Consider the following 12,445-nt stretch of genomic DNA (forward strand, 5'->3'; position numbering starts at 1 on the left):
CCCGGGGTCCCGGGGGACCGGTCCCTCACTCCCCCGGTCGGCCGCCGTCCCGCTGCCGGGTCGCCCACGCCGTCAGCGTCCGGTGGCAGATCTTGCCCGTGGGACCGAGGGGCATCTCGTCGACCAGCAGCAGGAGTTCGGGGTGTTTGCGGCGGCCCAGCCCGCGGGCGAGCAGGTGGGTGGTGAGGTCGGCGCGAGTGAGCGGGGGCGTGCCGGGGGCCGGGCGGACGCAGGCGCACAGGCGTTCCCCGAGGTCCGGGTCGGGCACCGGGACGCACACCGCCTCGGTGACGGACGGGTGGTGACCCAGCTCGTGTTCCACCTCGGCGAGGCTGATGTTGAGGCCGCCGCGTACGACGACGCGCTTGAGCCGGCCGAGGACGTGCAGCCTGCCGTGCTCGTCCAGGCGACCCAGGTCACCGGTGCGCACCCAGCCGTCGGGGGTGCGGTAACGGGCGTCCAGTTCGGGCGCGTTGACGTAGCACAGGGGTGTCATCGGGCCCAGCGCCTCGATCTGGCCCGGCTGTCCGGCGGGCCGCGGGGTGCCGTCGGGGCCGGTGATCCGGATGCGGGCGACCCCGGGGTCGGGGGTGCCGGCGCTGTCGTCCGCGGGCCGGCTCTCCCCCGCCGTATGGCAGTTGACGCCGTCCGAGGAGCCGTAGACGGTCACCACCGGGCGGCCGAGGCGCCGACGGCAGGCGGCCGCGATCGCCGGGGGCAGGGCGGCGCCGCTGGAGACGACGGCGCGCAGCGACGAGGTGTCCTCGCCCGGCCGGGCCGGGAGGTCGGCGATGCGGCGCAGCATGGTGGGCACCGCGAACAGGTGGGTGGGGCGGTGTTCGGCGACCAGGCGCAGCGCGTCCGCCGGGTCGAAGCGGGCCGCCACGATCAGGGTGCCGCCGAGCACGGCGAGGGTGACCGGGGTGCCGAGGGAGCCGAAGGAGGAGGCCAGCGGGACGAGGACGAGGTGGCGGGGCGGCACCTCGGGGTCCGGGTGCAGGGCGCGGACGTAGCGGGCGCGGCCGCCGGCGAAGGCGTGATGGCTGTAGGCGACCATCTTGGGCTCGGTCTCGGAGCCGGAGGACACCAGAATCCGGGCGGGCCCGTAGGGGTCGACGGGGCCGGGCTGCCAGGACTCGGGCGCCCGGGGCCGGGGCGGATGCAGGCCGAGCGCGCCCGCGCGGTCCGGGCCGGGGACGTACAGGGTGGCCAGGTGGGGAAGGTCCGCGAGGGCCGGGATGGGCCGGTCCGGGGCGAGGACGGCGGCGCGGGCCCGGGAGCGGGCGAGCAGGGCCCGGGTGTCGCGGTCGTCGCCGCTCGGGGGCAGGGGCAGGGCGACCGCGCCGAGCGCGTACACGGCGAGTTCGGCGGCCACGGCGTCGCGTCCGTCGGGCAGCCGCAGTGCCACCACGTCCCCGGCGGCGAGGCCCGACCGGTCGAACAGGGCGGCGAGGCGGCGGACTTCGGCGCCGAGGGCCGCGTAGCTCAGCGTCCCGGCGTCGTCCACCAGGGCGGCCCGGTCCGGGTGTTCGCCCACCCGGGCGGTGAACAGGGTGTACAGGTCGGTGTCCGGGCACAGTCCCTCGCGCACCCAGGCCAGGCGCCGGGCCCGGGGCACCAGGTCGGGGAAGAGCACGCCGGCGCGAGAGGTCCACGCCGGGTGTCCGCCGCGGGCCGCGGGGAGGGTGGCGGGGGCGGCGACAGTCATGCGAACTCCCAGGGCGCGTGCGGCCGGGCGTGGCCGATGAGCGTGTCCGGTGGTGCGACGGCCGCCTTGAAGGCGGGGTCGTCCGCCAGGGCGGCCAGGTCGGTGTGTACGGGGGTGGCGGTCAGGCCCGCTTCGGCCAGACGCCGTGTCCACTCCTCGGTGGTGAGGGACGACCGGCCGGTGCGGTCCAGCAGCCGGCGCGCCGCCTCGGGGCGGGCACGGGCCTCGGGGCCGAGGTACAGATGACCGTCCGCGGTGCGCAGCGGGCGGTCCAGCGCGGTCCAGCGGACCCGGTGCGCGGGGCGCGGGACCAGCGCGGCGGCGGAGACCAGGCTGGACTCGACCCGGCCGCCCCGCCCGGTCCGTTCCCGGTGCGCCAGCGCGGCCAGCACGCCCTGGGCGCACACCAGTCCGCCGAGGACGTCGGTGAGGGTCAGCAGGGAGGGGGCCGGGGGTTCGTCGGCGGGGCGTGCGGCGGCGGCGAGTCCGCTGTGCACCTGGGCGAGGTAGTCGGTGCCGAGGGGCGGCCGGTCGCCGAGGGTGTCGCCGAAGCCGGACGCCCAGGCGTACACCAGGGCGGGCCGGGCGGCGAGCAGGTCCGGGGCGGCCAGGCCGAACCGGCCGGCCTTGCCCGGGGCCCAGTTGTGCACGAAGGCGTCGGCCTCGGCCGCCAGCGCTCGTACCGTCTCCCGGCCGCGCGCGGTCGTGAGGTCGGCCTCGACGACCCGTTTGCCCGCGTTGAGGGCCGTGAACCGGGCCGAGGTGTCTCCGGCGAGCGGGGGCAGCCAGCGCATCGGGTCGCCGCCCGGGGGCTCGATCCTGATCACCTCGGCGCCCAGCATCCCGAGGACGTGTCCGGCGAGGGGGCCCTGCACCCGGCGCGTGGACTCCACCACCCGCAGGCCCGCGAGCGGCAGGAGCGCGGCGCCCCCGGAGCGCGGCGCGGGCACGCCGACGGCCGGGTGCGCCGGTCCGGGCGCCCGCAGCCGGGGACCCGGATGCCCGGGGGTGAGCCGCCAGGGGTCCGGGCGGACGGGCGGGTCGGGGTCGGCGCCGAGGGTGAGGAGGCTGACGCCGGTGTCGTATGCGGCGGCCCGCAGGTCCGGCAGGGTACGGCCGCGGGCGGCCGCGCGCAGGGCGTCGGGCAACGGGCATACGGCGGTGGCGAACCGCTGCTGGAAGGGCCCCCAGCCGCGGCCCGCGACGGCGGGCGGTACCCCGAGCCGGGCCCAGAACTCCCGCCAGGCCAGCGGGTCGAGGGTCTCCAGCTCCACGCGGGCGCCGTCGGACGTCTCCAGGGTCGCGAGACCGGCCGGGTACGACTCCGCTCCCGGGGGCCGGTCATCGGGTGCGCGGGCCGTCGCGGCGGCGAGGTACTGGCCGGCCGCCAGCAGCGCCCCCTGCGCGACCGAGGTCCGCACCTCGCACAGGTCCAGCCCGCGCGCCCGCCCGATCCCGGCGGCGGTGACCCCCTGGGCGGCCAGGACCCCGGCCACCACCGAGGCGTAGTCGACGGCGAGCGGGGCCGGGCCGCCGGTGGCCCGGCCGTGCAGGTGCATGAGCCCGCACGCGGCCTGTACGGCACGCTCGTCCGGCAGATCCATGCCGACCGGGCCCGCCCAGTCGAGGGTGGGGCGCGCCGCCGGGGCGCCCGGGGCGGTGTGCCGCAGCAGCCGGTCGGCGACGGCGGCGGCGACCACCGGCCGTACGGCGGTACGCGGGCTCACCTGCCCGCCCCGCCGGGCCGCCGGCCCTGCACCGAGTAGAAGACGCTGGAGGCGGCGCTAAACGACGGGTCCCGCATCAACCGCCGTACCTGCTCCAGCTCTTCCTCGGTCATGCCCTGCCCGATCAGCCGGTCGCGGAGGTTGCGGGTGTGGTTCGACTGGAGCCCCAGGCCGGGGTCCTGGGCGTGCCGGACGCCGATGTGCAGGTGCGCGTCGATGCCGGTCAGCCCCGCCGCGCGCAGGGCGGCGGGCACCCGCTGTCCCCAGTGCGGGTCGCCGCCCGCGGCGCGCATCGCGGCCGACTTGGCCCGCAGGAAGCGGACGTACAGCGCCTCGGCCGCCGGGTCCGGGGTCAGCAGCGGGGGCTCGTAGGAGGCGTCGATCTCGTCGATCTGGAGCAGTCCGCCGGGCCGCAGGGCTCGTACCAGCCGGGGCAGGACGGCGTCGCGGGCGGGCACGTGCTGGAGCACCAGGCGCGCCACGATCAGGTCGTAGGCCGACTCGGGCAGCGGGTCGCGGGCCACGTCGAGCGCGGCGACCGCCAGGTGCGGGCCCGGGACGAGGTCGCGGGGGTCGCGGTCGGTGGCGAGCACCGAGCCGCCCGGCGCGACGCGCCCGGCCAGCCAGCGGGCGATGCTGCCGCCGCCCGCGCCGATCTCCAGACAGTGCCAGCCCGGGCCGACACCGGCGGCGGCCAGGCGGGGCAGGGTCACCGGATCGTAGGCGGCCTCCAGACAGCGGTGCTGGTCGCGGCTGTGCGCGGTGCCGTTGCCGAAGACCGCGCGGGCGGGGGCCGGCGGTGCCATGGGGGTGGCTCCTTCCATCGAGTTTCACCGGGATACGCCGAATTTCGCGGAGTTCCGCCGAGGGCTCGGCCGGTCACGGCGCGGCCCACGGGTACGGAGTCCGCGCGGGCCGGTCGTGGGCGGGTCCGTCAGGTCCAGCGGCCGGTGCCCGCGGGCCCGGTGCCGGTGAGGCGGCGCGCCAGGGCGGCGCGGCGCACCTTGCCGGTGCCGGTGCGGGGCACATCGTCCCAGCTGAGGACGGCCGGTTCACGCAGCGCCGGTAGGCCGTTCGTGGCCTCTTTCCAGGCGCCCGGGTCGAGTTGGCCGTCGGCGGTGACGACCACGGGCAGCGGATCGCCGTCGGTGGCGCCGAGGAGCACGCACTCCAGGGCCTCGGGCAGCCGTTCCTCCAGCAGGTCCTCGGTCCGCAGGCAGCTCAGGTGGGGCAGGCTGTCGACCTCGCGGTCCAGGACGCTGACGCCGCCGTCGCGGTGGAGCACCCCGATGTCGCCTGTGGACCACCAGCCGCCGACCCGTTTGGCGTCCCAGCGTTCGTCCTCGGCGAGGTAGCCGAGGGCGAGGGCGGCGGTGCGCACCAGGAGCAGCCCGGGGCGGCCGCGCGGCACGGGGCGCAGGGTGTCCGGGTCCACCGCGCGCAGCCGGGTCCGGCCCGGTACCGGGCGGCCCAGCCGCCGCGCCGTGGACCGCGTGTCCCGGGCCAGCGCGGCGCGCCGGGTGTGGAAGCGGAAGGTCAGCGGTCCGGTCTCGGTCTGCCCCCAGCCCTGCAGCCACATCGGGCGGGCGTGGCGGGTCGCCGTCAGATAGGCGCGCAGGACGGGCGGGTGGACCGCGTCGTAGGTGCTGACGTAGAGGCGGACCCGCCGGAAGGGGTTGTCCAGTCGGGTGGTGAGCGGCCGCATCCGTACGTAGGTGGCGGGCAGCGCCTCGACGACGGTGGGCGGGTGGGTCCGCAGCAGGGGGTCGGCGGTGTCCGGGTCGTCGCCGGTGAGCAGGACGACCTCGGCGGGCGGGGTGGACAGGACCACCGCCGTCCAGCAGAAGGCCCGGCCGTGGGCGTACGCGCTGGCGTTGAGCAGGACGTCGTCCCGGCGGATGCCGATTCCCGGGTAGCGCACCGCCTCGAAGCGGGCGAGTTTGTGCACGAGGGTGCGGGTGGAGTGGACGACCAGCTTGGGCACCCCGGTCGTGCCCGAGGTGTGGTGGATGACGAGGGGGTCGTCGTCGGACCGTCGTACCGGCGGGCGGGGCCGGCCCGCGTCCAGGGTGGCGAGGTGGAGGGCGCCGGGCGCCTCGGCGTCGAGGGTGACGCGGACCGGTGGGCTCGCGGCCCGGCAGTGGGCGAGCAGCGCGGTGGTGGTGACGAGCGCGGCCGGGCGCAGCCGCTCCAGCAGCGTGCGCAGGGTCTCCGGCTCCAGCCGGGCGGACAGCAGCGCGGGGACGGCGCCGGCGCGGACGGCGGCGCAGGCGAGCAGGTCGTAGTCCCAGTGGTTGTCCTTGACGATCGCGACCCGGTCCCCGGGCCGCACCCCGGCGGCGGCCAGCCGGGTGGCGGTCACCCGGACGAGGTCCGCGAGTTCCGGGACGCTCCAGCGGGTTCCGGCGTCCGGGGCGATGTCGAGGGGCCGGTCGAGGTGGAACACGGTGCGGGCGCCGCTCGCCGCGGCCTCGTCGAACAGGGTGCCCATGTCATGCGGTCGCAACGGACTTCTCCAGTCGGTCGGGGCCGGCCTCGCGGGACCGGCCGAGCCTGCTCAGGACGCGGGAGGCGGCGAGCGCGCCCGCGCGGACGGCGCCTTCGGACGCGGGCCGCAGCATCACCCAGTCACCGGCGTACTCCACCGCGCGCACCGGCCGTCGGAGGAAGGCGGCGCGTTCGGCGAGGGCCGCGGGGGTGGCTTCGGGCAGGCCGTCGCGGAAGGCGTGCGTGAAGTGGTGGCGGCGGGCGGCGCCGATGCCGGGGACGTAGCGTTCGGCCGCGTGGACGAGCAGGTCGGCGGCCTCGTCCGGGTCGGCGTCCAGCAGGTCGGGAACCTGGCGCGGGGCGGCCACGAGGGTGACGAGGCCGCGGCCGTCGGGGGCGCGCCCCGGGTCCTTGGCGTGGTCCACGACGACGCCGGAGAGCATCCGCTCCTCGGCGGCCGGGGTGAGCATGATGTGCACCGGGCGGCGGGCGGCCGGGGCGAGCGGGCGGTCCAGCAGGCAGCTGACCTTCAGCATCGGGGTGAAGGTGCAGGCGGTGAGGAACGGCCTTTCCCCGGCAGTTAGTTCGGGGCGCAGGGCCGCCGCGACGGGCGCGGGTACGGCGAGCACCGCGGCCCGTGCCCTGACCTCGCCGTCGGCGCAGCGCAGGACGGCGTGGCCGCCCGCGTCGACCACCTCGCGCACGGTGCACCCGGTGACCACCTCGATGTCGGCGGCGAGCCGGCGGGCGAGGAAGTCCATGCCCTGGCGGTAGGTGCGCCAGCTGCTCGGGGAACCGGCCTCCCGCAGCAGGCTGACCAGCGGGGCGGCGGCCGAGCGTGCGGTGTCCCAGCCGAAGAAGCAGCCCGCGACCGGCTGGAAGAGGTAGTCGTGCAGGTCGCGGTGGTAGCGCGCGGTGGCCTCGCGGACGGTGGTGGCGCCGAGCGGGGTGCGTTCGGGGCGGTCGCCGTCGAACCCGGCGGCGCGGCGGCCGGACCAGGCGGAGAAGGCGGCCAGATCGCGGCGGGCGCGGGCGGAGAGTCCGGCGCCGGTGAGCACGGCCGTGCGCTCCCCCACGCCCGGGCGGGCGCGCCCGCCGCGCCAGACGGCCACCCCGCCGCCGACCCGGGGCACCTCGGCCGGGGTGACGCCGAGGCGGCTCAGCAGTTCCCAGGTGGCGCGGTAGCCGTGGGAGGCGACCTGTTCGGCGCCGGTGTCCACGGTCCAGCCCTCGTGGCGCAGGCTGCGCATCCGGCCGCCCACGTCCGGGAGTTGCTCGTAGACGCGGACGGAGAGTCCGGCGCGGCGCAGTTCGTGGGCGGCGGTCAGTCCGGCGATGCCCGCGCCGACGACGGCGACGTCCAGTTCGGGTGTCATCGGGTGGCCCCCCAGCCGACGAGGACGTTGGCCGCGGTCATCAGCACCACGCTGAGCCGGTGCACCGTGAAACCGGTGCGGCGGGCGGTCATGATGTCGCCGCGGACGAACCCGGTCAGGTACTGCCGGGTGCGCAGCGCGGTCGCGGGGAGCATCAGCAGCACGAACCACCAGGGGGCCGTGCCGGTCAGTGAGGCGAACGCGCCGATGAGGAACTCGGCGGCCGACAGCGCCCCGATGAAGACGGCGTTGCCCCGCTCCGAGACCAGCGCGGCCACGGTGGGACGGCCCACGGCCCGGTCGCCCTCGACGTCGTTGGTGTTGGAGTAGACCCCGAACATCAGCGGGCCGAACCCGAACAGCACCGCCTGCACCATCAGGAAGCCGGCGAACTCCCCCGTCAGCAGGCCGTAGGGGACGATCACGAGCACGGCGCCGAGGGCGACCAGGAACGCCTCCTGGAAACCGTGATAGCTGATCTTCAGACCGTACGAGTACTGGAGTGACACCACGAACAGCGCGCCCGCGGCGACCAGTGCCCACAGCGGGCGGTGCGGGGCGAGCGCGCCGGCGGCCGTCCATAGGAGCACGCCCGCCACCGCGCAGGTCCAGGCGAAGCGCAGCGCCTGGGGCACCGTCAGCACCCCGGCGACCAGGGGCTTGCGCGCCTTGCTGCGCAGGGGGTTGTCGGGGCCGTAGTTGGCGAGGTCGCTGCCGTCGCGGAACCCGGTGACGTCGTCCAGGGCGACCATCGCCATCAGGACGGCGATCTCCCCGACCAGGAACAGCGCCAGGACCAGGGCCTTGCGGGCGGTGAAGGCGTCGAGCGGGAACAGGGCGGCGGCCAGGGCGAGGAAGACGCCGAGGTAGTAGTCGTACACGTCCAGCTTGCCGAGCCGCGCGTAGGCGCGCGGCCTGCTGGGAGCGTGGGTGGTGGCCGTGGGACGGCCGGCCACGATGCTGTCGGTCATGGGGCCTTTTCGGGTCGGGTCTCTGGGAGGGGTGGTCGGGGGTCGGGGGTCGGGGAAGAGTGGTCAGGGTTCGGGAAGGTGCGGGCGCGCGGGCGGACGGTCTGCCGGGTGGGTGGTCGGTGCCGGGTGGGTGGTGCGTCGTAGCGGGCGGCGGCGCGGCGCACCGAGCGGGTGGCGTGCTGCTCCGGGCTGTCGGTCGCCTCGGGCCGCCGGTCCCCTCGGGCCGTCGGTCGCCTCGGTTCGTCGGTGTCCTGGGGCGGGGGTGTCCTGAGGCGCTTCGCCGCCAGGCGTTCACCGGTGCGCGGTCGCGGTGACGGGGTCCGCCCGGTCTCACCGATGCCCGGTGCCGTGCGGTCCGCCGCGCGTCGGGACGGCGGGTGACGGGCAGCCGTCGTCCTCCCTACCGGCGGGCCGCGGTCCGTCAGCCGTGCTCCGTGGCGAAGGCGCACACGAGGTCGGCCACCTGCCGGACCTGGGCGTCGGTCAGCAAGTGGTGCACCGGCAGCGACAGATGACGGCGGGCCGCCCGCTCCGCCGCGGGCCAGCGGGCGTCCGGTGGCGCGTAGGGGGCGAACGCGGGGTGCGCGGGCAGGGGGCTCGGGTAGTAGACGTGGCTGGCCACCCCGTGCTCGGCCAGCCGGGCGGCGAGGGCTTCCCGGGCGTCGGCGAGGACCGTGTAGACGTAGAAGCAGCGGCCGTCGCGGTCGGGCGGCGGCGGGGTCACACCGCGGTCGGCGAGCGGGGTGAAGCGCTCGGTGTAGTACGCGGCGATCTCGGCCCGCCGCGCGAGGCGCGCGGGGAAACCGGCGTAGCGGTACGTCTGGAAGGCCGCCTGGATCTCGTCGAAGCGGCTGTTGACGCCGACGGCGTGGTGCACGAAGCGCCGCCCGGGCCGCTGGCCGTGGTTGCGCAGCATCCGCACCCGCTCGCCGAGCGCCGGGTCCCGGGTGATCACCGCTCCGCCCTCGCCGGGCATGCCGCACGTCTTGACCTGCACGAAGGAGTAGACCCCCGCCTCGCCCCACAGCCCGGCCGGAACTCCGCGCAACACGCCGCCCTGGGCGACCGCCGAGTCCTCCACCAGGCGCAGTCCGTGCCGCCGGGCCAGCTCGGTGAAACGGGGCATGTCGGCCATCACGGAGAACATATGGGCGGGCATCACCGCCCTGGTCCGCTCGGTGACGAGGCGTTCGGCGGCGTCCGGGTCCATGGTCATGGTGTCCGGGCGGATGTCCGCGAAGACCGGGACGGCCCCGACGGCGACGACCGAGGAGGCCAGGGGCGCGCAGCCGAAGGCGGGGACGATCACCTCGTCGCCGGGGCCGATGTCCATGGCCCGCAGCACCAGGGAGAGCGCGGAGGTGCCGCTGGAGCAGGCGACCACGTCGGCGGCGCCGAGGTCGGCGCGCAGCAGTTCCTCGAAGGCGGCGGTGCGCGCGCCCAGGATGAAACGTTGCTCCGGGTCGAGGCCCACCTCGCGGACCAGGCCGATCAGCCGGGCGCGGTCGGCCTCGAAGAGGGCGGGCGGGAAGAAGGGGACGGCGGTGGCGGGCGTTGTGCTCATGCGGTGGTCCTCGTCGTGGCGAGGAAGGAGCCGATGGTGTCGCAGACGCGGTCCAGGTCGCCGGGGCGCAGATCGGGGTGGAAGGGCAGGGCCAGGGCGCGTCGGGCGGCGGCCTCCGCGTGCGGGAAGTCGCCGGGCCGGTGGCCGAGATGGCCGAAGACGGGCTGGTGGGGCAGCGGCAGCGGGTAGTAGACCTCGGTGCCGATGCCCTGTGCGCCGAGGTGTTCGACCAGGGCGTCGCGGTGCTCGGTCTCGATCAGGTAGACGTAGTGCACGTCGCGGTCGTCCGGCGTCTCGGCGACGGTCCGGGGCAGGCGGAGGATGCCGGGCACGTCCCGCAGCCGGGCGGTGTAGGCGGCGGCCAGTGCGGCGCGGCGCGCGATGTGCGCCTCCAGGAGGGGCAGTTTGGCGAGCAGGACGGCCGCCTGGATGTCGTCCATCTTGCTGTTCGCGCCCGGCAGCGCGCTCTCGGTGGAGATGGCCGGGAAGTCGTTCAGCGTACGGCCGCCCCTGCCGTGGTGGCGCAGGGCCGCGACGGTCTCCGCGATCTCCGGGTCGTCGGTGAGGACGGCTCCGGCGTCGCCGATCGCGCCGAGCGTCTTCGAGGGGAAGAACGACAGGACGCCGCCCCGGCCGTGCAGCCCCGCGTGAATCCTGCCCCGGCGCATGCCGATCGCCTCGGCGCTGTCCTCCACGACGGTGAGGCCGTGCCGCCGGGCGACGGCGTCGACGGCTGCCATGTCGGCCATGGTGTGGAACAGATGCACCGGCATCACGAACCGGCTGCGGGGAGTGACGGCGGCGTCGAGCGCCTCGGGGTCCATCGCGTACGTGTGCGGGTCGATGTCCACGAACTGCGGGCGCCCGCCCGCGAGGACGACGGCCGAGGCGGTGGCGAAGAACGAGTACGCCGGCACCAGGACCCCGTCACCGGGCCGCAGTCCGCAGGCGCGCAGCAGCAGCACCAGGGCGTCGGTACCGCTGTTGACGCCGATCACATGGCGCGCCCCGGTGTAGCGGGCGAGTTCCGTCTCGAGTTGCCCGACCTGTTTCCCATGGCTGAATTTGCCGCTGTCGAAAACGTCGCCCAACGCTTTTTCGATGGACGGCCACAATTGTTCGAAAGTGGCGGCCTGGGAGAAGAAGGGAATCGATTCGGCCGTTCCCGGAAGGGTCGGTACCGCGCCCCCGGCCGGTGCCCGGAGCTGTCCACTGGAAGGCAAACTCTCACCCGTCCCGTCGTTTCTGTGGAACGGCCACGCTAGTCGGATCTTCCCGCAGACGGAGAAAGGAAAGGATCATCTTCACACTTTGTGGGTAACGAGGTTCCGGATCGCTTGACCCTTTCCTCTTCGGACGACAATAGTCGGGCGGCGCACCGGAGTTGTGCGCCATGCCGACGCCATGCCCGACGAACCGCGTGTCCCGCGAAAGACGTTCGCTTTTCTCTTCCCTTCTCCCAGGAGGTCTGGTGCTGAAGCCCCTCGTGGTCGGGCTCGGCCGCTCCGGATCCGGACTGCATCTGAAGACCCTCGCCCGGCTGGCCCGGCGCACCGCGGCCACCGGCGATCCGCTCGTCGCCCTGCCCGTGGTCGGCTGCGACCCGCGCGCCGAGGCACGGGGGGATGCGGGCGCGCCCGGTGAACTCACGGCCGTCGGCACACTGGACGAGGCCCTGGCCCGGGTGGACCCCGCCACCACGGTGGCCCATGTGTGCACACCGCCCGGGATGCGGTACGACGTGATCGCGCGGCTCGCCGGGCACGGGGTCCGCCGGCTGATCGTGGAGAAGCCCCTCGCCGCGTCCGAGGACGAACTCGACGCCCTGGTGCGGCTGCGCGAGCGGGCGGACCTCGACGTGGTGGTCGTCTCGCACTGGACCGGCTCCCGGCTCACGGCCCGGCTGCGCCGGCTGGTCCGCGACGAGCCGCTCGGTCCGCTCCGCCGTATCACCGTGGACCAGCACAAGCCCCGCTTCCTGCGGTCGCTGACCACCGACGGGCACCCGAGCGCGCTGGACGTGGAGGTCCCCCATGCGCTGGCGCTCGTCCTGGACCTGGCAGGTCCGGCCGAACTCCGGGCGGCGCACTGCTGGGACCTGCGCTGCGAGGACCGGGTGCTGCCCCGTCTCGGCGGCGCGCACCTCGAACTGGCGCACCCGTCGGGGGTGACGACCCTGCTGCGCTCCGATCTCGGCGCGGCGGTCCGACAGCGCAGTGTGGTCTGCGCGTTCGAGGGCGGGACGGCCACCGCGCACTTCCCGCTGAGCGAGGACGACGACCATGCCCAGCTCATCGTCCAGCGCGCGGACGCGGAGGTTGAGCACCACGTCTTCCGTGACGACGCCCTGACCGACTTCCTGGAGGGCGCCTACCGGGGCTTCGCCTCGGGAACGGCCGGTGCGATGAGCTTCGCGCTCGCGTGTGCGACGGCGCGGCTGCTGTGTGCGGCGCGTGCCGGCTGTGCCGTCGGGGCGCGGCCCGGTGACATGGTGCGGCTCGGTGACGTGGCGCCGCCCGGTGCCGTGGCGCCGGCCTCCCCACCGCATGCCGTGGCACCGCCCTCCCCGTCGCCGGCCGGGGTTCCGCAGGCCCGTGCCGGGAGCCGCTGAC

9 protein-coding genes are annotated in these 12,445 nt (G+C 75.8%); 1 reads left to right on the forward strand and 8 read right to left on the reverse strand.

Annotation, left to right across the window (positions count from 1 at the left end; translation table 11 throughout):
- Positions 1–25 precede the first annotated feature (25 nt).
- The 8 genes from GHR20_RS01215 to GHR20_RS01250 all read right to left on the reverse strand — a co-directional run bounded on the left by GHR20_RS01215 (position 26) and on the right by GHR20_RS01250 (position 10,924).
- Positions 26–1,708, reverse strand: coding sequence for a class I adenylate-forming enzyme family protein (locus tag GHR20_RS01215; protein ID WP_153811872.1), 1,683 nt, complete (start codon positions 1,706–1,708; stop codon positions 26–28).
- Positions 1,705–3,435 carry a CoA transferase gene (locus GHR20_RS01220; protein WP_243877846.1) on the reverse strand — a complete coding sequence of 577 codons (1,731 nt, stop codon included), beginning with the start codon at positions 3,433–3,435 and terminating at the stop codon, positions 1,705–1,707. Before GHR20_RS01220 ends, GHR20_RS01215 begins: the two co-directional genes overlap by 4 nt.
- Positions 3,432–4,241, reverse strand: a complete 810-nt coding sequence (locus tag GHR20_RS01225) for a methyltransferase (RefSeq protein ID WP_153811873.1) — start codon at positions 4,239–4,241, stop codon at positions 3,432–3,434. The genes GHR20_RS01220 and GHR20_RS01225 overlap by 4 nt, the downstream gene beginning before the upstream one ends.
- Positions 4,242–4,369: 128 nt before the next feature.
- Complete coding sequence (locus tag GHR20_RS01230; protein WP_243877848.1) at positions 4,370–5,941, reverse strand: class I adenylate-forming enzyme family protein; 1,572 nt, start codon at positions 5,939–5,941, stop codon at positions 4,370–4,372.
- Positions 5,928–7,298: an FAD-dependent oxidoreductase gene (locus GHR20_RS01235; protein ID WP_153811874.1), complete on the reverse strand. Its 1,371-nt coding sequence runs from the start codon at positions 7,296–7,298 to the stop codon at positions 5,928–5,930. The genes GHR20_RS01230 and GHR20_RS01235 overlap by 14 nt, the downstream gene beginning before the upstream one ends.
- Complete coding sequence (locus tag GHR20_RS01240) at positions 7,295–8,269, reverse strand: UbiA family prenyltransferase (RefSeq protein ID WP_153811875.1); 975 nt, start codon at positions 8,267–8,269, stop codon at positions 7,295–7,297. The genes GHR20_RS01235 and GHR20_RS01240 overlap by 4 nt, the downstream gene beginning before the upstream one ends.
- Positions 8,270–8,690: 421 nt before the next feature.
- Positions 8,691–9,833, reverse strand: a complete 1,143-nt coding sequence (locus tag GHR20_RS01245) for a DegT/DnrJ/EryC1/StrS family aminotransferase (protein ID WP_153811876.1) — start codon at positions 9,831–9,833, stop codon at positions 8,691–8,693.
- Positions 9,830–10,924, reverse strand: coding sequence for a DegT/DnrJ/EryC1/StrS family aminotransferase (locus tag GHR20_RS01250; protein ID WP_243877850.1), 1,095 nt, complete (start codon positions 10,922–10,924; stop codon positions 9,830–9,832). Before GHR20_RS01250 ends, GHR20_RS01245 begins: the two co-directional genes overlap by 4 nt.
- A gap of 380 nt (positions 10,925–11,304) precedes the next feature.
- On the opposite strand from GHR20_RS01250, the gene GHR20_RS01255 reads away from it, so the two are divergent.
- Entirely contained in the window at positions 11,305–12,444 is a 1,140-nt protein-coding gene (locus GHR20_RS01255; protein WP_194858768.1) for a Gfo/Idh/MocA family oxidoreductase, read from the forward strand.
- Position 12,445: the final 1 nt, after the last annotated feature.

Origin of the sequence: Streptomyces sp. SUK 48, assembly GCF_009650765.1 — a bacterium.
Lineage (GTDB): Bacteria > Actinomycetota > Actinomycetes > Streptomycetales > Streptomycetaceae > Streptomyces.

What these genes read in the sequence shown, in the direction of transcription:
- GHR20_RS01245 (WP_153811876.1), bottom strand. Translation starts at nt 9,833, where the DNA reads ATGAGCACAACGCCCGCCACCGCCGTCCCCTTCTTCCCGCCCGCCCTC.
- GHR20_RS01215 (WP_153811872.1), bottom strand. Translation starts at nt 1,708, where the DNA reads ATGACTGTCGCCGCCCCCGCCACCCTCCCCGCGGCCCGCGGCGGACAC.
- GHR20_RS01225 (WP_153811873.1), bottom strand. Translation starts at nt 4,241, where the DNA reads ATGGCACCGCCGGCCCCCGCCCGCGCGGTCTTCGGCAACGGCACCGCG.
- GHR20_RS01240 (WP_153811875.1), bottom strand. Translation starts at nt 8,269, where the DNA reads ATGACCGACAGCATCGTGGCCGGCCGTCCCACGGCCACCACCCACGCT.
- GHR20_RS01235 (WP_153811874.1), bottom strand. Translation starts at nt 7,298, where the DNA reads ATGACACCCGAACTGGACGTCGCCGTCGTCGGCGCGGGCATCGCCGGA.